The organism is Aurantimicrobium minutum, assembly GCF_002355535.1.
Classification (GTDB): domain Bacteria; phylum Actinomycetota; class Actinomycetes; order Actinomycetales; family Microbacteriaceae; genus Aurantimicrobium; species Aurantimicrobium minutum.
Map to the genome: position 1 here is coordinate 1,129,476 of NZ_AP017457.1, position 17,562 is coordinate 1,147,037.

Consider the following 17,562-nt stretch of genomic DNA (forward strand, 5'->3'; position numbering starts at 1 on the left):
ATTATTGTTTTCCCATCAATGAATCAAGACGTCCGTCTTTACGGGCCGCCAAAATGTCTTGAGGAGTCATGGTTGCAAGCTCTTCACGAGAACGAATCTGTGCAGAGCCGGATAATGTTTTGCCTCTAACGCCCTGGCCCAAGTCTGGGAGTGGAGTTTCAGCAGGTTTGGTGTGCGCCTCGACCCATGCCTGGATGGCTTCGGTGTCGATGTCGCCTGAATCGTCGATGAACGCTGACTTGTTGAAGTCAAGAATGGCGTTACCCTCAAGGGTCTTACCGTTCAGAGCTGACTTCAGTTCTGCATCAACAAGCTTTCCTGCAAACTCAAGTCGCACTGCCCGTCGCGTCTCTTCACGAGTCGACTCAATAAGTCGCTCCTGATCCGACAAGGATGCTTTCTTGAGAGCTTCAAGTTCTTTAGCAGCTTCAGCATTAGCTTTAGCCTGAGCCTCAGTCTTACGACTCATGGCTTTCCACTTTTCAAGTTCAGCTTTCAAATCCTTTTCAGGAATCTCTGCATCTTGAACTTCAATAGCTTCTTCAGGTTCAGCAGTTTCGATGATTTCTTCTGACATGGGTCATTTCTCCGTTTCGGATAATGTGCGCTCATTGCGAGCTAATCGGCAGCGGTTGCCGAAATCTGAGTTACCCCCACGTGCGTGGAGGTGGAAGGTCGCTGGGTCCAGTGAAGTTCTGACCAGAGACAGTTAAGACAGGGCCAAGTTCGCCATGTTCGTGGATTGTTATCTTCGAGTAGTCAACGTTTCTGGCAGCTCTATCGCTAACCCCGAAACGTTCAGCAATCGATGCGTGAACAGCGTCCAAGCGTTCCTCGTCAATAACCTGTCCAACATCTGTCGTGCCATAGATGGGCATCTCGCCACAGTCACAGTTGTTGTGGATAGGTTGTAGATCACCGGAGTGGTATCTCTGCGTTGACGCGACATAACACAGTGCACAGTTCTCAGCTCCGGAGAGCACTCGAACATAGCCAACAATGTTGGAGTTACGGCCACGAGAGAGCAAACCGGCAGACCTGCGAGCCAACTGCACTTCCGTTCGCATGATGTCCTCAACGCGCAAAGCAGCTTCTTCAAGAGCTTGCGTCATGGACTTGTCTTGCGACAGTGCAGTTCGTAACGTCACGAACGGACGAGTGTAAACCTGCACCACATCAGCACCATTACGGAGCGCACCAGTGGTGAGCTGTTCTGGTTTGATAACTGGGGCCGTGAACTTCTCGCCCTCAAGCTTTGCAATTTCCCGATAGAAACCGGTTGCAAGTTTCGCTGCTTGAGCCTTCACCACAGTCATGTCCTGAATGGTTGCGTCGATGAACATTGGAACGTCATCGTCACGCCATGAACCAAGGTTGAGGAAGCGTTCTTTAGCCTGGTTACCTGCCGCATCAATAAGCCGTCCAGACAGCGTCTGGTAGGCGTCTGCGAGTTCTTTACGGCTGGGCAACCTGACCACCTAGCATCGCCTGCGTGAGGATAGCTTCGCCTGCGCGTTCAGCTTCCATCTCCGCAATCTCAGCAGGTGAGAACTGTCCAATCAAAGACATACGTGAGCGGAATGGAATGTCTTGGAACTTCGAGTTAGCGTCTCCGCGTTCAGCGAGAGAGTAACGCTCTGCAGGCTTCCAGATAGGTTCAAGGTCGAGCAGGTTAGCTCGCTCCTCGTCACCCATCCAACGGAACAACAGCGACATGACCTTGGACCAGGAAGCGGTCACTCGAGCCATACGATCTTCAGCTTTGAACACCAAGCCCTCACGTGCGAGAGCTGCACCTTCAGCAGATTGGTTTGCCCCATCTGGTGAGAGGTAGTGCATTGGTGTGCGAGTGAGTGCAGCGAAGTCTTGAATGTCAGCGCGAACTCCAGAGATGATTCCCTGAATGTCAGTCTGCTGTGACTCCCAAATGTCAGCTCCTTCTGGGAGCATCCACAAGGCACCAGGACCAGGCTGGAAAATGCCGTCGTAGTCGACCTCGTTACCGTCCATGTCGAACTGTGGAAGGTCACCCTTAATGGCACGCTGCTTGAACGCTTGAGTTGTGACAATGACTAGGCGTTGCAGAATCATGTGATTGATTCGGTCAATCAGGTCAAGGTATGGCTCAAACTCGCCCTTCTCGTTCAGGTTCTCAAACTTGACCACAGGGACTTCACCCAGTGGGTTATCGCTTGAGAGGTCCTCACGGTATACCCAGTTATCGAGCGAGAACAGAGAACCCTCTGCAGGCTTGACATAAACCTCAATACGAGTGGGGTAGTAAAAGTATGCGAAATCCATACCAGAGTCGTCATCACGGAAAACCTTTGCAGCTTCTGTAATCAGTCGAGGGTCAGACTCGTGATGCTTAGCTTCCAGCTCTCGAGGGTCCTCAACCGTGACGACAGGCATCCCACCAGGAACGATAGGAGGTCCCACGATGGCGTAGCACTCACCATACGTCAGCATCTTGTCGTGAATGTCAGCAGACAACACATCAAGGTTGTTAGCCTTCCACAGACGACGAGCCTGAATGTCGCCATTCTCATCACCATCAGCACCAGTGCGGAACCCACCAATGATCATGCGTTCACGAGTTGCAGCGACAGCAAGAGACGCAATGTTCATGCGTGCCTTCTTCTGGAAACGACGGTACGCCTTTGACGCACCTTCAGCTCCTTCAGGAAGTGGTGCATCCCCATCGACATAACGCTCAAGGAGGTTGAATCGTGCTTGGCCTCTGGCGATGTCACGGACTAGATACTGCTGGCGTGAGTCCAGTTCGGTCGCCATAAGTTCTCCTTAACGAATACGACGGGGCACGAATGTGCTCCGTGTTGCCTCCCCCTTTGAGAGGGCCTGCAGTCTCGCCTGATATGCGAGTGTTGCTGCAATAGCAGCGTCAATTTTGTTTCTTGAATCTGGATGCTCTTTCGCGATGGTCAAACCACTTCGACCAATACGACGACGAGCGTTGAGAATGTGCCTGGTCAAAGCGCGGTCACCATTGTGGGTAAGTTCCCCATCAACGACTGCGTTCTGGAATTGCTCCAAAGCACGCACAACCAGGTAAGACCTGTTACCGGTCATCCACCATTCGATGGGATGATTCAGCGTCGACTTCACTTTCAGCTTCTTACCGAAAGCAGCCTCCCACCCAGCGATGTAAGACTCCCACTTTGCAGGGTCAGCAAACATGCCAACAACGTTGAAATCTTCAAATGCTTTACGCACCTCGAAATCAACCTCTGCTGCAGGGACTTCCCAATCATCACCAGCAGGGCCGTCAGGTTGTTCCCACACTTTGATTTCAAACAGGTGGCCGTCAGATACACGGCAACCAATCAAAGCCGTCGCATCAGCAACACCCCTAGAACGCTTACGCGAACCATCGAAACCGAGAGTGATTTCATCACGCTTAGAAACCTCGGAAGGTTTCATGCATGCATTCCACTCCACAGCAGACAGCCACGCATCACGAGAAGAAGTTGGCTGGTTGAAGTAGTAGCGACGCGAATCCTGTGGATCGTTACGTGGGTCATAGATTTCCGAAATGATTCGGTCAATATCCATAACCTCAGCAAACGGCCCATACACATCCTGTAAACCGGCACGAACTTCATCCTCGTTAGTGAGGTCAATGTCCGCGTCAGCTTCACGATGGTCGAACAGAAGTCTTTGACGTTTGGTCTTACCCTCAGCAATAGCCTTAGCAAGTTCGTGAGTTTCCTCAGCGACACTCTTTTCACCAGGCATGTACATCGTGGAAGTCTCAAGCGACCATGGCTCAGACTGTTTACGCTTCGCAAGATTACGACGCACAGTCGAATACATGCGCTTAAGCTCAGGCCGAATGTACAAGTGAGTTTCATCAAAGACAACGAAGGTTTCTTTTCCACCATCTTTAGACGAGTTCGATGCAGTCGACGGCACAATCTCCCCACCACCAGGTAGGAACGTGCGAGTCAGACCAGCACCATCACGAGGCATACCGGCAGCTAAGGGACCCATCGTCAAATTGAAATGCACGTTGTCATACGTGTTACCGGCCTGACCTTCTTCGGTCGCCAGACAACGAATCACAGGCTCAACAACCATGTGACCTACAGGGTCGCCAGGTTCGTACTGAAACGTGAACTCACAGTTCGGCACCAAACACCCCTGCGAGGCACACGAATATGACTCGCCTTGTTCAGCCCAGTGGTCGAACCTAACGTTTGTGAGAGCCTCAGCCAAAACAATAAATCCGGCAAGTTCGCTCTTAGCTCGACCTTTAGGCCGTGACATAAACGCAGAGTCATAAAGACGACGGCCATCCTCACCGACCGCATAACAGTCCACGATGAAACCGGCAAACTCCGCATCAAGTTCAATAGGTAGACCGGCAACGTCACCAGGTCCATGAACACAATGATGTTCAATCCAGTCACAAATAAAGAAACCTAGAGAACAATCACGATCATGTTCAGTCGAGCGAATCAGCTCACGCATTATCCAGCAAGCGACGACGACGAGTTGAAATGTCAGTCACATCAGCCAACTCTGCAGCCACCTGCTCCACAACCTCGACAGGTTTCTTGTAAACCATACGAGCCTTGAAACGCGATTCAGCAGTTTTCAAAATCTCGCCAGCCTCACGCTGACGCTGCTCAGTCATAGCAGAAGCAATTCCACAATTCGCAGAATCAACCACATTCACAGCAGTATCAACCACAAAACCCCACATAGCCTCGTCCCAAGCAACAGCATGAGGAAGTCGCTTAACCTCCTCAAACCACCGGAACGTAGCATCCTGCAAAGGAACAGTGACCTGCCCATCCTTCGTCACAATCGTGCGATACGCAGGAAGCTCCAAAGGCCAAGGCCCCTCAAAAGGAACATCCAAAAACTCTCGAGTCTCAACACGAGACGGATGACGAGTAACAGACTTCTCACTCGGAGTACGACCAGGAACAGCCATGATATTGCCTCCCATTTCGGGTGAAAGAAACACACCCGTTTCGGGTGCATCGTAAGAAAACTATTCAGGCCCGAAGGGCCTCGCGCGTGACAAGGGTTTGGAAATTGCACACACAGCGAGCCACAGCATCTCCCCGATGATTTAGCTGGGGTGGGGAGGGGTTCCCTACCCTATCCAGCCTGGGTGAGACTCCTTTGGTCGTCTCTCTGTTATTGGGGTTCGTGCTTGGTTGCCTTCTGCTGAGGACTTCTTTTTGTGGTGCCAGGTGCAGAGGAGTCTGAGGTTGTCGAGTGAGTGGTTGTTTCCTCGTTCGATGTGGTCGACGTCTGTGCCGTGGTCTGGGCATCTTGTGCCGTCTCGCATGAGTTCGGTGCAGCGTCCTTGGTCTCGTTCTATGACGAGTTGTCGGAGTTGTGTCCAGTTGTGTGGGAGTTGTGAGCGTCTGTTGCTGTTTTCCCATTGTCCTGACATTTGGCTCCTTTGTGCTCCCCAAGGAATCGAACCTTGTACCTCCCCAGTGGTTTGGGTGCTCTGCCAGTGAGCTAGGGAGCGCAGGTCTCTTTCAACCTGCGAACGTGGGTGTTACCTGCCGCGGCATATCCGGTAACTCCCAAGAGCAGAGGTCTGACACATCTTCAAATGTGCTGGCATGCTCTCATTTCTTGAGTGGATCAACCGTCCGGATGTCTCTCAAGAAGCTATTCAAGTTCAGGTTGGAACACATCAAGTGCGAGGTTTAGTAACCCGTTGAGTGTGTAGGTGGTTGTTCTGGGTGAGTAGTCGATGCGGATGTCTGCGTCGATGTCGTTTGCTGGTGCGTTGATGTCGGTTACTCCGCAAACGAGTACCCAGTCTCTAGCGATTGTGTCCTCGCCGGTGATTGCTTGGATGTGTGCTTGTACTGCGTCTAGGAGTTGCAGGTAGGTCTGAGTTGAATCAGCCATGTGCTCTCCTGAAAGTTTGTGTGTGATCTAAGCCACCGGTCACACTCGGTGCAGATGCGCGGTCTGTCAGCTCTCACTATCGGTGGAGCCTTTGCCTGTCCCACAGGTTGTGTGGGAGGTTTGTGATGGCCGGTTAGTGTTCACCCATGCGTGCATGTTTATGAATCTGCCCTGGTGGGTAGTGAATGACTTTGTGTGCAAATGGTGTTGCTTCACCGGTCTTTGAGGTGGTGAAAGACGAGAAGCACCATCCTCTATATATGAGTGTCCGGCTTTTCCGGAATTAGTTCCAACTTATTTCTCTCGGCGTGTCGCAAATAAGACACTTACTGTTTTTCCCCCTGAATTGCCAACATTATGTCGCAAGTCCTGCATGCTGTTTTTGCACTGTGTGTCTTGCCGTAATGAACTGTCTCTTGATCCAAAATGTCTATTGCTCGCTGTCGTTCTGAAGCGCGAATCTGCTCAATCCAACGGTCAAAAGCTTCAGGAGCATGTGTCATAGCTATCCAGGTGCCACGTACCTCGTCAGTATTAGGTGTCCAAATGTTGCTCATGCGTCTTTCCCCCATCCTGTCCCCTTGAAACTAACGCCAGCCACCGACGGTCTGCGCGTCATCTCCTTCAAACACTCGTCACACACGATGCGGACAGTTGCCGTCATAGAGTGCAGCACCTCCGTGGACTCTCCACACTCACACTGGTAGATGTAAATCGGCATCAGATGACCGCCAAACTTTGTAAATCAAACCCGTCGTCGTTGATAGCGAACACAAGGAGTCCAGGGTCTGAGTCCTGACCTGCCTTGTTGCGGAACCAATCAGATCCGTTATCGATGGTTGGTGCTTGTAGCCACCACTTAGAACGGGCCGTGTATGGGTTTCGTCCTGTGGGGATGATGGTTAGCACGTGGTAGTGGCCTGAGAGCAGGATGTCAGCTGACCCGATGGGTTGCCCACCGTGTTGCTGTTTAGCCCAGTACAGTGGTGCTCCTCCTGGGCCGTATTGGTTTCCGTGGACTACACCGAGTGTTGTTCCCCGTACTGAGTGGATGATTGCTTCATCGTATGGAGCTGGATAGTGCCAGGTTGCATCCAATCCTGCAGCTTTGGCTATCTTCTCCACCTGCTGGTGAACGAACAGGCCGAGGTCGTCTTGTGGGTTTCCAAGGTTTTGTTTGCCGTTACGCCATGCAGTGTGGTTGCTGGGGACTGTCAGAACGTCGACATGTCCGAACCTGGTCATTAGTTTCACAAACTCGTAAACCTCTGTTGCAGCCATGTCCATCTGTTGTGCCAGTGATAGGTCGTTAGTGAACATAGGGTTTCCACCGGACTCGAAACCTTCGAACAGGTCTCCCACCTCTGCGAGAACTAACGATTCTGGTTTGTTGCTCTTCAGGTAGTGCTCAAGGCGTGAGCGAGTCTCGTGCAAGCGTTCCAGGAGTTCTGGAGTGCCCCCACGTGAGCCGGTTTTACCAATCTGCATGTCTGAGAGTGCAACCACGACAGTTTGCTCTTTGCGGTCACCTTTGACTTTGGGAAGTTTGCGTTTGGCTGCAGCCTGGTAGAGCGTGGGCAGGTCCAAACTGGTTTTCTTGGGTCGGTGCTTGAAGTAGTAGCTGACGCGCCATTCACCATTTGGGAGCTGTTTGCGCCACTGGTTGACTGTGCCAACAATTTCAATCTCGTCAGGGTCATAGCCGAACTGAATCAATAGATCGTTGTCTGTTGCTACTGGAGCGATTGGTCCTGTGACCATCTCGCCTTCGTCGCCACGGATGACATGGCGTGCACGCCACTCTTCAGGGAACTGGGCATATTGCAAGTTTTCTTCATGCTCACTAAACGCCATGGTGACGCTCCCTCCAGTTAGTCAAAGTGACGTAAGAGATTGGGTAACCCTCGTGTCTGAAAGTGTCCATGGCTTTCTTCTGTGAGGCGTTCAACAGAATCCTGATTGCTGCTTCCTTTTCTGGCTTGTCCAAAGTGTTCAGATAAGCATCAAGGCGTTCTGCAGCATCCTTACGCTGCGTAATGACCTTCTTTTCTTGCTCGACAAAGCTCACTTGTTTTCTCCGTTTCTTGATGCTGTCCCCCGCGGTCGACCGCGCTTCACGCTTGATTCGACTCTCAAAACCTCCTGAGACTGGACTTCAGTCACACCATTGACGCCAACCCTGGAAGGTAGTCGCCCAGATTTCACCCAGTCATACACACTGGTTTTCTTGCGTCCTACAAGGAACGCTGCTTGCTGGATTGTCAACCATTCACGCATTGACGGCCTTCTTCCCATCAAGCTCAGACACGATTTCAAACGAGGACTGATCTAGTTCGTAGTCGCATCCATCTGTCACACATTTGACCTGTACGTGGTCACCGATGTTCGCTGGCGGTATCCACAGCAGTGAGTTGTTATCACATCTGATGCAACGGAACCTGGTCACTCTGTGTGCTCGTTCTTCAATGGGATGTGACCGGAAAGCCACCTCAGCCATGCGAGTGAACATGATGGCGTCCTGTGCCCCGTCGACGCGCGAAACCCACTCGTCTGTGTTGCCCGTATATGACTTCAAGAACGATTCACACTCGTCAATTGACAAACGAGTTGCAGGGATAGGGATATACCCTTCAGCTGTCGTTCTGACACCTGCAGAGTCACGCTGGACGGCCCTATCAATGCCACCGATGATGTTGGCAAAGTGTGGCCACCTATTCAGCACAGAGAGTAGGTGCTCCCAGCAGTGCCAGCACAGCAATCCATGTTCTGCCGGTCTGGGGAGACAGCCGCGACATTCACGACTGCCCCTCCACCCGTCACAGTTCACTGAATGCTCACCAACAAAAGTGCAGGAACGAACCCCTGCCATGTTGTTTGTTATGCAGACAAGACTCACTTTGATTCCTTTGCTCCGTGGCAGCACACTCCAGCGATAGCTGAGTGGCCATAAGGTGTTTTACATTTGCCACAGCATGGACCCATCGAGGTGGATGCTGCAGTTGTAGCTGGCGCGTATCTCATGGCTTAGAACGGAGCGTCATCGTCAGCAGGGACATCAAGACCGACAGAGAGTGAAGCCTGTGGCCCCGTTGGTCCCTGGTTACGGTGCTTGACTGTTACAGATTCAACCCAGTCGGTCTGAATCGAACGTCCATCGGATCCATCGCGCTTCTTGAACTCTTTCTCCACGATGGTGGCAGTGACTTCAACAAGGTCACCCTGGCGAATGTCAGCAGCGGTCAAGTCTCCCCACAACGTCACGCGAATCTTGGAAACGTCACCTGTCTTGGAGTAGGTGTTGTTTTCCTTGTTCTTCTTTGCGTGGTTGACGTAGACAGGGAACTGAAGCTTTGATGTTCCGTTAGGTGTCTTGCCGTGTTCTGGTTCTGCAACTACTGAACCGGTGAACGTTGCCTTGATCTGACTCATTTTGTTTCCTTTGTTTGTATTTGGTGCTGTTGTTTGTTTGGTTTGAGGTGAAGTTCGCGTCGAAGTTCTGCGACTCGTCCTCGGCTTATCTGGAGCCGGAGAGACATTTCCCCGTCTGTTGCTCCGTTCCGGTGCAGAATGGCGATTCTGTCCCTGGTTGAGAGCTGTCTGGAGAACTGTGAGAGGACTGTTCCGCGTATCCACTGCTGCAATGTCATTCCTCGTGCTTCAGCTTTGGTTTCTAGGAACCAGACGTCTGCAGCTTCAAGGTCAAGAGTCACTTTCACTCTGTCCACTCCCCTTCTGGTGGGTGAACGGCAAAACCTCGTTCTGTTAGCCATTCACGCGCCTTGGTCATCTCTTGCCAACGTGACTGGTGATAAAGGAACCAGTGCTTTACGCAGACACCTGGCATGTCATAGAAATGAGGCTTTCCGTGGTTGGTTTCCCACAGGTACTGGTTTGGTGACCATTCGCCACAGTGCTCACACTGAACAGGCTGTGAAGCAATCTCACGCAGCCTCTGCTGTTCTGCAGCTTTCTCTGCCTCGATGCGTTCCTGTTCCTGGTCCAGCTCGTCAAAGATAGATAGCTGATTCATGCGGCGTACTGCCTTCCAAACAAGTTGGCTAGATCATTACGACCATGACGCCAACAAAGCTTGTACAACGCAGACTCAGAACGGCCCAAAATGTCTGCAATCAGCAAAGGATGAATCCCAGCATCAAGAAGCCACTCGACCTCAGCAATCACTTCCTCATAAGTCATGCGTGCCATTAGTCATCACCTCGAGCACAACGGTCACAAGGAAGTGGGTAGCCATAATGCTTGGAACACATCTGAGCCTCAAGTTGAGCCTTAGTAGGAGGCTGAGGAACGCCAGGAACAGTTCGCTGACCTGCAGGCGTCTTGATGTAGTCGCGACGCATCCACACCTTCCACGCTTTCTCCCAATCCAACTTGCGAGCATTAGCTCCACCAGCTGAATGCCAGTAGTCCATGAACTGTTCAGTCGCTGACTTGATGTCCATCCCTGGAACACTCCCCTGCGCCCATGCAGACATTTCTGGAGTAATTGAGAAATCTTCAGGGAGGCGTCGAGCACGTTTAGTGCTCTCAACACCTTTAGGTGTTGAGGGATGGGATGGGATGGGATGGGGAAGGCGAACTTCGTCCGAACTTCGGTCAATGTTCGCCCGAACATCTAGCGAACTAACACGCTTGTTTGCACGAACTCGAGCCATCCTGGAACGAGCAGCCTCACGCTCAGCCATCACAGATTCACGGGTTGGCTGATAGTCATGCCAGTCGTTGAACTCAAAGCCACCATCAACCTGATGCCATAAACCAGCATCAACAAGACGATGTGAAAGCTCACGGCCACCAAAAGCATGAATGATGCCATCAGGAACATGCCCGTCAGTCAGCTGTTGAGCGCACCAAGACAAAGACCTGATCCATAAACCCATAGCTTCATTACCGGCCTGCATAACCTTTGGGTGAAATGCCAGGTTGTCATCTACACGACCCCAAGCCATTACTCGCTCACCTCCCGATAGTCACGACCATCGACAACGATGAAAGAGCCTTCATCATTGAGCAGACGCCACTGGTCAAAGTGCTTGAAATGAACAGCTGTCCGGTATGGGTCCTCCCACTGCTGCAACTTCACTCCGAGGAGGCGTGCACGTTCCATGAGGTTGTCCTCAAACTGGCCATTGCACGTGTAGCAGGCAGTCAAGAAGTTAGCGAGGTGGTCACGCAGTTTAGATCCACCTGCCTGGCGGTTCTTGCGGTGGTGAACTGTCAGTCCGGATGTTGTTCCGCACCAAACACACTGCTCACCATCACGCTCAAAAGTCATGCGCTTTTGTTTCATCGAGACAGCCATCAGCTTTGCCCCCATTCCAAACGCATAATGGGAGAAAGAGAACGACCAATCTCAAGACGGTCACGCAAAGCCTTCAGCTTGTCCTTAGCCTCTTGCAAAGCAAGCTCTGCAGCTTTCCATTCAGCCTCAAGCTGTAACGTCTCCAGCTCGCACACAGCACGTCTGAGGTCAGCTGTCAATGGCTTACCGTCAGCGTCAGCTTTGTTGCTGAACATGGCAGTGTTGAAAGCACGCTTGTACTTCAAACGAGCCTCAACCTCAGCTTCACCGAGTGGACGCAAAGTCTCAGTCATGGTGTCAATCTCTTTACCGATGTTGGCAAGTGTTGACAGGACAGATGCAGGAGTGAGCTGGCTCATGCGTCACGCTCAATCTCGTCATTACCGAGGGCAACCTGCTGTTCAATGCCTTCCTGGACGTCAGCAGGAGCAACTTCAGTACCGACCAGTGTGGCTTTCACAAGTGCAGTCAGCTGACCCTTGTTGTACAGGCTCAAACCAAACTGGTCACCCAAAGCAATCGCTGCACGCTTGATGCTGAGCGAGATTGCAGACTTGTAAGCCAAATCGTGGCCACCAGCCCGAGTCTGATTCTGAGCATCACCAGTAGATCCGTTCTCAATCACACAAACGGGCTGACCTACCTCGTTACGGATGCTCAAACGAACCAAAGCTCTGTAACAGACATCCCAGCGACCAGTCAGCTCACCAGAGTCCTTGATTCGAGGCTCTTCAAAGACAAGCTCCACTTTGACAACTTCAATATCGAAGTTTCCAAACCCAAACATGCGACTGAAATGAGCCATGATGTCCTGCTGAGAGACATGTGAATGTCCCTGAGCCTGCAAAACACGCTTTGGGTTGATTGGTTTGAGGAGCTGTTCAACTTGCTTGGGAGAAAAGACTCCACGGTCATCAGAAAACATCGTTTCCCTCTTCCTTTGGTGCGGTTATACGAAGAAACGGCTTAGCCTGGGAAACCTTCACAAACTGTTTGAAAAGGTCAGGCTGTGCAGCCTTGAAACTTGCTGAGTCAAAACGCTCTGCAGGTTTCGGAGTAGACAGGGAGACACGTCCAAAAGGTGTGTCAATGGCAAACGAGTCACGTTCACCAATACGCAGACGGATAGCGTCCTCAACAAAAGCAAGCTCATTTCCTAGCTCGTTGATGCGAGACTTCAAACGAACATGCTCACGAACGAGTTCTGCATAGTCGTCAGGGTCGTCTAGGTAGCCAGTAGGAGCATCAAGTGCAGCCAAGAACTCGTCAGCAATAGCCACCAACTCATTGATTCGAGCCTGGTCACGCTTGATCCATTCCTTCTGTGCAGGCTTAGGCACAAAATCTTCATGCTGTTCCCACACGTAAAGGCATTCCATGCAGTCATCACCGACGACATACATTTGGAACTGCATCTGGTCGTAATAACCATTTGCGATGAACCCTGCAGAACCTGGAGCAAGCTCACCTTTGCCCGTCTTGATCTCACCAACGAGGACGATGCCATCAGAGAGATACAGAGCATCTGGAGTAGCTAGGTGACGCTTGTTCTCCTGTGCATGATACAAAACATCTGAGCCGAAGAATCCTTCAGGCTTGAGCATTGTTTCGACCAGGATAGGTTCACGCTCCAGACCCCATTCGGTGTACTTGTTTCCGAAGAAGTCACGCTTACCGGTGCGCTTTGACTCAATGAGCTTGTCGCGAACTGATGTGCCACCTTTTGCGAGGTCACGGACCTCGGTAGCAGTCACACCTGTGCGACGGGCCTCAAGCCATGATGACTCGTCGACGTTCTTATCTGCGATTGCACGCTCATAGATGGTGCTCATGCTTGTTCCTCAATCTCTAAGTGCATGAAAGCGACAGCGTCAGGGTCATAAACAATGACCGGCATGACCTTGTGCATCAGCTGTGGAGTGTCATCGGGGACAACTCCTGCATCAACAAGGCCGTCACACATTGCTTTGAGTGTTGGAACAAGGTTGTCTGCATCCCTGCGACGCTTATCGTTCACAACCCATGTCAAAGACACAGTGCATGCCTTCATGGCTGGAATGCCTTCAGCTTTGAATGCTGTGCGCTCACGAACCTCTTTAGTTAGTGCTGCACGTTGACGCCAATGGATCCGTTGGTTGGATGTCAGAGGTGGGCGTTCGTAGTCGAACTCGAGGCGATACATTATGCGCGACCTCGCAGAATCTTGACTGCTGAGAACGCCATGACAAGTGCACCCAAGAGAGTTGCCCCGTTGTTTACTCCGAGGAATACTGCTGGGACGCATGCCAGGACAAAACCTGCAATGAATGTGAGGCTCATTTCTGGCCTCCCCAAACAAGCTGAGTTGCCTTGAATGAAACTCGCTTGAGAAGTGGAAGCTTCTCGACATGCTCTGCAGACTTGCTCCAGCCGAGGTAGAACCCCTTCATGTAGGAGTCGTACTTTTCACGTTCAGCCTGAACTAGCAGCTCAATCTTCTGCTCTTCAAGCTTGGAGTCCAGCAGTGCCATGAAGTCACGGTCACGTTTTTGTTGTGCGGTTAGTTTTGCCATTAGAGAGTCACCACCAAAGCGAGGATTGTAAGAAAGAGGACGAGTACTGCGACGACACCACAGCCGATTGCGAGGCCGTTGTCGTCCTTGTAGTCGTTCATGCGAGGTCCCAAACTGCGAGAACGTGGTGACGGCTTGAGGGACGCTCTGAAGGCTTGTAGCCAACACGCTTGAGATTGAAACGCTTAGCAGCGTGCAAGATCACTGCACCGATTGCGTTCCCGTGGTGAGGAGGAGTGGACAAGTTAGCCCAAACATCATCAGAAGTGAATGGTCCCTTGTTTGCAAGAGTCTCAATCACTTGATATGCCTCTTCTTTCCATGAATCATCAGCCTTTTGGAGGACTAATGCGATACCCTCGTCACGAAGGGTTTTTCCGTTCTGCATGGTTTTCCTTTCAACTTCCCTCCAGTTCCAGCTGGAGGGTTTTTCTTTGTGCGGTTTAGGACCAGGGCCGGTGGAGGCACTCGGGGGAGAATGAGGACCGACCCTGGTGGCTTAGTTCTTCGACCCGTATGTTCGTGAGTCGATGAATGCTTGAAGGTCGTCTGCTCGGACTCGCTGTTTTGCGCGAGTGGAGCCAAGTTCTACGACGCGGATTTGGCCTGAGTTGATTAGCTCGTACATGAATGTGCGACCGATGCCCAGGACTTCAGCTGCTTTAGCTACTGGGTAAAGACGAACTGCCTCGTTCATGCGTTTACCTCCAGAGTGACTAGATCAGCGACTGAGGTTTCGAGAGCGTTAGCGACGCTGTACAGCTCTTCCAAGGTGAAAGAGGTGCGTCCCTGCACGCGACGGTTGAGTGTTGCCAGAGGGATGCTTGTCTGCTCTGCCAGCCACCGTTGTGAAAGTCCCTGGTCGTTGAGATGGGTCAGGATTCGCTGTGCGACCTGGCCTGATTTATTCCCGTTCTGTTCCATATGGAACACTTTAGTAGGAAACTCACAGCTTCTTGCACATCGCTTGTTTCGGCGTGTCGCCTATGAGACACTAAAGGTATGCCAACAGGTAGCAAGCCGGAACCAAGCAGCTTCACAAAGGCGATAGCAGTCCGCATCAACAAAGAGAAAACAGACCGAAAGATGACCAACATGGCCCTCTCAAAAGAGTCTGGAATCTCTCGTCCCCTCCTTGTAAACATGCTTCAGGGGACCAAACATTGGGACATTGACCAGCTCGATGCAGTGTGCGACGTCCTCAAGCTCAACATCGTGGAAGTAGTCTCGACAGCTGACAAAGAAACTAGGTATCTGAATGTCAGTCCCCTCCGGCAAAATCAAAACCTCGAGGCAATCGACCTCGACCAATACGAGAAAGCAGCAGACCACAACAACCACGATTCGGGGGAACCAGAAATACCATGACCAAACCTGGGGGATACAATCCGTTCGAGCACGCTGAACGGTTGGGGATACAAATCGTTTACAGGAGGCTAACTACGTCAAATGGCCTGTGGGTCCCAGACCTTCACGCCATCTTCTTACAGCCACGCATGAGAGCCGTCCACGAACGCTCAGTCCTCGCCCACGAACTTGGACATGCATGCCTAGGCCACAGACACTCCACCCCCAAACTTGAACGGCAAGCCGACCACTTCGCAGCACGCCACCTCATAGACCCACAACACCTCGACTACGTCCGCAGGACCAGCTCAGACCCAAACGTGTGGGCAAACGAAGTCGGAGTGACACTCAACCTCCTCGAAGTATTCCTCAAATCCGCATAAGGAAACCCAATGGCCAGAGCATCAAAAGGTGAAGGCTCCATCGTCCGCGATGGCGACGGCTGGCGTGCCCGAGTAACAGTCGACGGCAAACGCAAATCTGTCCGCGCCAGCACAAAAGCTGAAGCAGCACAAAAGCGCAGAGAGCTACTCCAGCGACGCGACGCCGGAACCCTCACATCAGGTTCATCACCAACATTCGAAGCCTGGTCAACACACTGGCTAGAAGCCATCGCAGAACTAGCACCAATGACACACCAGGGATACCGGTGGTACCTGAACCACTACATCAACCCAGTCATCGGATCAATAACTCTGGAAAAGCTCAAGCCAGAACACCTGGAAAAGCTCTACAACTCCATGCGAGACGGCACACACCAGAAACTCAAGAAGCCAGTCAGCCCAGCGACAGTCAGACAAGCTCACTCCATCATTCGACGAGCACTGAAAATCGCTACCCAGCGAGGCCACGCAGGACGAAATGTTGCACTTCTGGTCAGCATCCCAGCAGTACCAAAAGCACAAACAGAAGCACTCTCAATCGCTGACGCCCAAGCCATCCTCGCAGCTGCAGAAAACTCCCCCTACAGAGCACGATGGGTCATCGCACTTCTGCTCGGACTACGACCAGGAGAAGCACTCGGACTCACCTGGGACAACATCGACCTCGAGGCCGGTGAACTCCACGTTCGCCACCAGCTACAACACATCGCAGGACGCGGCCTAATCCTCAAAGACGCACCCAAGACAGATGCAGGTCACCGAACTGTGAAAATGCCTCAATTCCTCACACAGCTCCTTGTAGAGCATCGCGCACAACAGCTCCGCATCCGCGCTGAAGAAGGTGACGACTGGGTTGGATGGCAATACAACGGCAAACCAATTCCACTCGTATTCACACAACGCAACGGCATGCCAATCTCCACACGCCTCGACGATGACCACTGGCGCGAACTCGTATCACAAGCCGGACTGCCACACACCCGTCGATACACAGCACGCCACACAGCTGCCACCATCATGCTCGACCAGATTGGGGACGTTGCAGTCGTCGCTGCAACTCTCGGACACTCAGATCCATCGTTCACATATCGGGTGTACGTACACGCTCTGGAAGAAAAGAAAGTCACCCTGGCTGAACGCCTCAACGCCTTCGCTCCGAAGTAGTCTCTGGGACCCTATGTGGGACCCTATGAGCCGAATATCAGCGGATTTCAGCGAACAGTCAAAAAATAAATATGGCCCCTGAACAGGGAAAATATACGCAGGCGAACACTAGCGAAAACATTGAAACTACACTTTTAATCCGAGGGTCGTGGGTTCGATCCCCACGGGGCCTACAGCTGAATCCCTCACCAAACGGTGAGGGATTCTTTGCATTAACCCGGGTTGCCTCAGCTCACGTTGTGGTTGCGGTTTTTCAAAAACAGCCAAGAAAGGAATATCACGAGAGCTGGGTAGATCGCTTGGCTAGTTGTGACAACCCGTTCCCACAATCCTGCCGTGTGGATTTCAGGATTCGTCCACACGCTTAAGAACGCGAAAGCGATAGCTCCAAGAACGAGCGTCCCAACAATAGACGCAAGCGGTCGAACGATGGGGGGCCATTGGCGACCAAACCGCATGCCAAAGACTGGCCATATTGAAAAAATCACAAACGAAATGGTGGCAAAAACTCTGTGAGGCTCTGAGACGCCTACCAACGGGGTGGGGAAAATCGTGAGACCAATTGTTGCCAGCCCGCCCAGAAAAAACAACACGCGAGCAGGTTTGGCTATCACCTTGAACTGCAGAGCAACAATGATGTCGATTAGTGCACCCAGGAGAAAAAAGCTTGACTGGAGATATCTCACCGGAGATTCCGGTGATGCCAACTCACTAATTGTTTGGGTTATCGGGTCATAGCCAGGCCAGAGGGCAGCGGATAAGCTCCAGCCCAGTACTGACTGGACAGGCCCCAAGACGGCCAAGAAAAGCAGCAATCGACTGACCAGTTGCGGTTGCTTATCAGCTTGAGCCATGTTGCCCCTTTCGCATGAGAGCTTACGGGGCTATCTAT

The 17,562-nt window shown here is 51.9% G+C and carries 30 protein-coding genes; 3 read left to right on the forward strand and 27 right to left on the reverse strand.

The window, feature by feature from the left end:
• Position 1: 1 nt before the first annotated feature.
• The 26 genes from AUMI_RS05540 to AUMI_RS05670 all read right to left on the reverse strand — a co-directional run bounded on the left by AUMI_RS05540 (position 2) and on the right by AUMI_RS05670 (position 14,700).
• Entirely contained in the window at positions 2 to 577 is a 576-nt protein-coding gene (locus AUMI_RS05540) for a hypothetical protein (protein ID WP_096382252.1), read from the reverse strand.
• 70 nt (positions 578 to 647) lie between these two features.
• A complete protein-coding gene (locus tag AUMI_RS05545) occupies positions 648 to 1,469 on the reverse strand; it encodes a VG15 protein (protein ID WP_096382254.1) in 822 nt (273 codons plus the stop codon).
• On the reverse strand, positions 1,456 to 2,793 hold the full coding sequence (locus tag AUMI_RS05550) for a phage portal protein (RefSeq protein WP_096382257.1): 1,338 nt from the start codon (positions 2,791 to 2,793) through the stop codon (positions 1,456 to 1,458). Before AUMI_RS05550 ends, AUMI_RS05545 begins: the two co-directional genes overlap by 14 nt.
• A 9-nt stretch (positions 2,794 to 2,802) precedes the next feature.
• Complete coding sequence (locus AUMI_RS05555; RefSeq protein WP_096382259.1) at positions 2,803 to 4,491, reverse strand: Terminase; 1,689 nt, start codon at positions 4,489 to 4,491, stop codon at positions 2,803 to 2,805.
• Positions 4,484 to 4,960, reverse strand: coding sequence for a hypothetical protein (locus AUMI_RS05560; protein WP_096382262.1), 477 nt, complete (start codon positions 4,958 to 4,960; stop codon positions 4,484 to 4,486). The genes AUMI_RS05555 and AUMI_RS05560 overlap by 8 nt, the downstream gene beginning before the upstream one ends.
• Positions 4,961 to 5,658: 698 nt before the next feature.
• Positions 5,659 to 5,904 (reverse strand): hypothetical protein, encoded by a 246-nt coding sequence (locus tag AUMI_RS05570; RefSeq protein WP_096382267.1) that lies wholly within the window; start codon positions 5,902 to 5,904, stop codon positions 5,659 to 5,661.
• Positions 5,905 to 6,230: 326 nt separating this feature from the next.
• Positions 6,231 to 6,461, reverse strand: coding sequence for a hypothetical protein (locus tag AUMI_RS05575; RefSeq protein ID WP_096382269.1), 231 nt, complete (start codon positions 6,459 to 6,461; stop codon positions 6,231 to 6,233).
• On the reverse strand, positions 6,458 to 6,625 hold the full coding sequence (locus AUMI_RS08280) for an FmdB family zinc ribbon protein (protein ID WP_096382272.1): 168 nt from the start codon (positions 6,623 to 6,625) through the stop codon (positions 6,458 to 6,460). The genes AUMI_RS05575 and AUMI_RS08280 overlap by 4 nt, the downstream gene beginning before the upstream one ends.
• On the reverse strand, positions 6,625 to 7,758 hold the full coding sequence (locus AUMI_RS05585; RefSeq protein ID WP_096382274.1) for a metallophosphoesterase family protein: 1,134 nt from the start codon (positions 7,756 to 7,758) through the stop codon (positions 6,625 to 6,627). Before AUMI_RS05585 ends, AUMI_RS08280 begins: the two co-directional genes overlap by 1 nt.
• Complete coding sequence (locus tag AUMI_RS05590; protein WP_096382277.1) at positions 7,748 to 7,972, reverse strand: hypothetical protein; 225 nt, start codon at positions 7,970 to 7,972, stop codon at positions 7,748 to 7,750. The genes AUMI_RS05585 and AUMI_RS05590 overlap by 11 nt, the downstream gene beginning before the upstream one ends.
• Positions 7,969 to 8,199 carry a helix-turn-helix domain-containing protein gene (locus AUMI_RS08285; RefSeq protein WP_425338915.1) on the reverse strand — a complete coding sequence of 77 codons (231 nt, stop codon included), beginning with the start codon at positions 8,197 to 8,199 and terminating at the stop codon, positions 7,969 to 7,971. The genes AUMI_RS05590 and AUMI_RS08285 overlap by 4 nt, the downstream gene beginning before the upstream one ends.
• Positions 8,174 to 8,626: a hypothetical protein gene (locus AUMI_RS05600; protein ID WP_096382281.1), complete on the reverse strand. Its 453-nt coding sequence runs from the start codon at positions 8,624 to 8,626 to the stop codon at positions 8,174 to 8,176. Before AUMI_RS05600 ends, AUMI_RS08285 begins: the two co-directional genes overlap by 26 nt.
• 302 nt (positions 8,627 to 8,928) lie before the next feature.
• A complete protein-coding gene (locus AUMI_RS05605) occupies positions 8,929 to 9,333 on the reverse strand; it encodes a single-stranded DNA-binding protein (RefSeq protein WP_096382283.1) in 405 nt (134 codons plus the stop codon).
• Between the two features lie 283 nt (positions 9,334 to 9,616).
• Complete coding sequence (locus AUMI_RS05615; RefSeq protein WP_096382288.1) at positions 9,617 to 9,934, reverse strand: hypothetical protein; 318 nt, start codon at positions 9,932 to 9,934, stop codon at positions 9,617 to 9,619.
• Positions 9,931 to 10,110, reverse strand: a complete 180-nt coding sequence (locus tag AUMI_RS05620; protein ID WP_096382290.1) for a protein-tyrosine phosphatase family protein — start codon at positions 10,108 to 10,110, stop codon at positions 9,931 to 9,933. Before AUMI_RS05620 ends, AUMI_RS05615 begins: the two co-directional genes overlap by 4 nt.
• The gene (locus AUMI_RS05625) at positions 10,110 to 10,871 is read right to left on the reverse strand and encodes a hypothetical protein (protein ID WP_096382293.1); all 762 of its coding nucleotides are present in this window, start codon (positions 10,869 to 10,871) and stop codon (positions 10,110 to 10,112) included. Before AUMI_RS05625 ends, AUMI_RS05620 begins: the two co-directional genes overlap by 1 nt.
• On the reverse strand, positions 10,871 to 11,212 hold the full coding sequence (locus tag AUMI_RS05630) for an HNH endonuclease (protein ID WP_148664057.1): 342 nt from the start codon (positions 11,210 to 11,212) through the stop codon (positions 10,871 to 10,873). The genes AUMI_RS05625 and AUMI_RS05630 overlap by 1 nt, the downstream gene beginning before the upstream one ends.
• An 11-nt stretch (positions 11,213 to 11,223) precedes the next feature.
• On the reverse strand, positions 11,224 to 11,583 hold the full coding sequence (locus AUMI_RS05635; protein WP_096382298.1) for a hypothetical protein: 360 nt from the start codon (positions 11,581 to 11,583) through the stop codon (positions 11,224 to 11,226).
• Positions 11,580 to 12,149 carry a Rad52/Rad22 family DNA repair protein gene (locus AUMI_RS05640; RefSeq protein WP_096382299.1) on the reverse strand — a complete coding sequence of 190 codons (570 nt, stop codon included), beginning with the start codon at positions 12,147 to 12,149 and terminating at the stop codon, positions 11,580 to 11,582. The genes AUMI_RS05635 and AUMI_RS05640 overlap by 4 nt, the downstream gene beginning before the upstream one ends.
• Positions 12,139 to 13,056: a YqaJ viral recombinase family protein gene (locus tag AUMI_RS05645; RefSeq protein WP_096382302.1), complete on the reverse strand. Its 918-nt coding sequence runs from the start codon at positions 13,054 to 13,056 to the stop codon at positions 12,139 to 12,141. Before AUMI_RS05645 ends, AUMI_RS05640 begins: the two co-directional genes overlap by 11 nt.
• Complete coding sequence (locus AUMI_RS05650; protein ID WP_096382304.1) at positions 13,053 to 13,406, reverse strand: RusA family crossover junction endodeoxyribonuclease; 354 nt, start codon at positions 13,404 to 13,406, stop codon at positions 13,053 to 13,055. Before AUMI_RS05650 ends, AUMI_RS05645 begins: the two co-directional genes overlap by 4 nt.
• The gene (locus AUMI_RS08180) at positions 13,406 to 13,543 is read right to left on the reverse strand and encodes a hypothetical protein (protein WP_172418267.1); all 138 of its coding nucleotides are present in this window, start codon (positions 13,541 to 13,543) and stop codon (positions 13,406 to 13,408) included. Before AUMI_RS08180 ends, AUMI_RS05650 begins: the two co-directional genes overlap by 1 nt.
• Positions 13,540 to 13,776, reverse strand: a complete 237-nt coding sequence (locus AUMI_RS05655; protein ID WP_096382307.1) for a hypothetical protein — start codon at positions 13,774 to 13,776, stop codon at positions 13,540 to 13,542. The genes AUMI_RS08180 and AUMI_RS05655 overlap by 4 nt, the downstream gene beginning before the upstream one ends.
• Positions 13,777 to 13,873: 97 nt before the next feature.
• On the reverse strand, positions 13,874 to 14,164 hold the full coding sequence (locus AUMI_RS05660) for a hypothetical protein (protein ID WP_096382308.1): 291 nt from the start codon (positions 14,162 to 14,164) through the stop codon (positions 13,874 to 13,876).
• Positions 14,165 to 14,275: 111 nt separating this feature from the next.
• The gene (locus tag AUMI_RS05665) at positions 14,276 to 14,473 is read right to left on the reverse strand and encodes a helix-turn-helix domain-containing protein (protein WP_096382311.1); all 198 of its coding nucleotides are present in this window, start codon (positions 14,471 to 14,473) and stop codon (positions 14,276 to 14,278) included.
• Positions 14,470 to 14,700: a helix-turn-helix domain-containing protein gene (locus AUMI_RS05670; protein WP_096382313.1), complete on the reverse strand. Its 231-nt coding sequence runs from the start codon at positions 14,698 to 14,700 to the stop codon at positions 14,470 to 14,472. The genes AUMI_RS05665 and AUMI_RS05670 overlap by 4 nt, the downstream gene beginning before the upstream one ends.
• A 78-nt stretch (positions 14,701 to 14,778) precedes the next feature.
• Here AUMI_RS05670 and AUMI_RS05675 point away from each other — a divergent pair, with 78 nt between their 5' ends.
• Genes AUMI_RS05675 through AUMI_RS05685 form a run of 3 tightly spaced genes read left to right on the forward strand, consistent with a single transcriptional unit; the run spans position 14,779 to position 16,670 of the window.
• Positions 14,779 to 15,144 carry a helix-turn-helix domain-containing protein gene (locus AUMI_RS05675; protein ID WP_096382316.1) on the forward strand — a complete coding sequence of 122 codons (366 nt, stop codon included), beginning with the start codon at positions 14,779 to 14,781 and terminating at the stop codon, positions 15,142 to 15,144.
• On the forward strand, positions 15,141 to 15,506 hold the full coding sequence (locus AUMI_RS05680; RefSeq protein WP_096382319.1) for an ImmA/IrrE family metallo-endopeptidase: 366 nt from the start codon (positions 15,141 to 15,143) through the stop codon (positions 15,504 to 15,506). Before AUMI_RS05675 ends, AUMI_RS05680 begins: the two co-directional genes overlap by 4 nt.
• Positions 15,507 to 15,515: 9 nt before the next feature.
• Entirely contained in the window at positions 15,516 to 16,670 is a 1,155-nt protein-coding gene (locus tag AUMI_RS05685; protein WP_096382320.1) for a tyrosine-type recombinase/integrase, read from the forward strand.
• A gap of 227 nt (positions 16,671 to 16,897) precedes the next feature.
• On the opposite strand, the gene AUMI_RS05690 is transcribed toward AUMI_RS05685, so the two are convergent.
• Positions 16,898 to 17,524: a DUF998 domain-containing protein gene (locus AUMI_RS05690; RefSeq protein WP_096382323.1), complete on the reverse strand. Its 627-nt coding sequence runs from the start codon at positions 17,522 to 17,524 to the stop codon at positions 16,898 to 16,900.
• Positions 17,525 to 17,562 lie beyond the last annotated feature (38 nt).

Coding starts and splice junctions, on each gene's coding strand:
- AUMI_RS05540 (WP_096382252.1), bottom strand. CDS start 577: ATGTCAGAAGAAATCATCGAAACTGCTGAACCTGAAGAAGCTATTGAA.
- AUMI_RS05550 (WP_096382257.1), bottom strand. CDS start 2,793: ATGGCGACCGAACTGGACTCACGCCAGCAGTATCTAGTCCGTGACATC.
- AUMI_RS05555 (WP_096382259.1), bottom strand. CDS start 4,491: ATGCGTGAGCTGATTCGCTCGACTGAACATGATCGTGATTGTTCTCTA.
- AUMI_RS05560 (WP_096382262.1), bottom strand. CDS start 4,960: ATGGCTGTTCCTGGTCGTACTCCGAGTGAGAAGTCTGTTACTCGTCAT.
- AUMI_RS05570 (WP_096382267.1), bottom strand. CDS start 5,904: ATGGCTGATTCAACTCAGACCTACCTGCAACTCCTAGACGCAGTACAA.
- AUMI_RS05575 (WP_096382269.1), bottom strand. CDS start 6,461: ATGAGCAACATTTGGACACCTAATACTGACGAGGTACGTGGCACCTGG.
- AUMI_RS08280 (WP_096382272.1), bottom strand. CDS start 6,625: ATGCCGATTTACATCTACCAGTGTGAGTGTGGAGAGTCCACGGAGGTG.
- AUMI_RS05585 (WP_096382274.1), bottom strand. CDS start 7,758: ATGGCGTTTAGTGAGCATGAAGAAAACTTGCAATATGCCCAGTTCCCT.
- AUMI_RS08285 (WP_425338915.1), bottom strand. CDS start 8,199: ATGGGAAGAAGGCCGTCAATGCGTGAATGGTTGACAATCCAGCAAGCA.
- AUMI_RS05605 (WP_096382283.1), bottom strand. CDS start 9,333: ATGAGTCAGATCAAGGCAACGTTCACCGGTTCAGTAGTTGCAGAACCA.
- AUMI_RS05615 (WP_096382288.1), bottom strand. CDS start 9,934: ATGAATCAGCTATCTATCTTTGACGAGCTGGACCAGGAACAGGAACGC.
- AUMI_RS05620 (WP_096382290.1), bottom strand. CDS start 10,110: ATGGCACGCATGACTTATGAGGAAGTGATTGCTGAGGTCGAGTGGCTT.
- AUMI_RS05625 (WP_096382293.1), bottom strand. CDS start 10,871: ATGGCTTGGGGTCGTGTAGATGACAACCTGGCATTTCACCCAAAGGTT.
- AUMI_RS05630 (WP_148664057.1), bottom strand. CDS start 11,212: ATGAAACAAAAGCGCATGACTTTTGAGCGTGATGGTGAGCAGTGTGTT.
- AUMI_RS05635 (WP_096382298.1), bottom strand. CDS start 11,583: ATGAGCCAGCTCACTCCTGCATCTGTCCTGTCAACACTTGCCAACATC.
- AUMI_RS05640 (WP_096382299.1), bottom strand. CDS start 12,149: ATGTTTTCTGATGACCGTGGAGTCTTTTCTCCCAAGCAAGTTGAACAG.
- AUMI_RS05645 (WP_096382302.1), bottom strand. CDS start 13,056: ATGAGCACCATCTATGAGCGTGCAATCGCAGATAAGAACGTCGACGAG.
- AUMI_RS05650 (WP_096382304.1), bottom strand. CDS start 13,406: ATGTATCGCCTCGAGTTCGACTACGAACGCCCACCTCTGACATCCAAC.
- AUMI_RS08180 (WP_172418267.1), bottom strand. CDS start 13,543: ATGAGCCTCACATTCATTGCAGGTTTTGTCCTGGCATGCGTCCCAGCA.
- AUMI_RS05655 (WP_096382307.1), bottom strand. CDS start 13,776: ATGGCAAAACTAACCGCACAACAAAAACGTGACCGTGACTTCATGGCA.
- AUMI_RS05660 (WP_096382308.1), bottom strand. CDS start 14,164: ATGCAGAACGGAAAAACCCTTCGTGACGAGGGTATCGCATTAGTCCTC.
- AUMI_RS05665 (WP_096382311.1), bottom strand. CDS start 14,473: ATGAACGAGGCAGTTCGTCTTTACCCAGTAGCTAAAGCAGCTGAAGTC.
- AUMI_RS05670 (WP_096382313.1), bottom strand. CDS start 14,700: ATGGAACAGAACGGGAATAAATCAGGCCAGGTCGCACAGCGAATCCTG.
- AUMI_RS05675 (WP_096382316.1), top strand. CDS start 14,779: ATGCCAACAGGTAGCAAGCCGGAACCAAGCAGCTTCACAAAGGCGATA.
- AUMI_RS05680 (WP_096382319.1), top strand. CDS start 15,141: ATGACCAAACCTGGGGGATACAATCCGTTCGAGCACGCTGAACGGTTG.
- AUMI_RS05685 (WP_096382320.1), top strand. CDS start 15,516: ATGGCCAGAGCATCAAAAGGTGAAGGCTCCATCGTCCGCGATGGCGAC.
- AUMI_RS05690 (WP_096382323.1), bottom strand. CDS start 17,524: ATGGCTCAAGCTGATAAGCAACCGCAACTGGTCAGTCGATTGCTGCTT.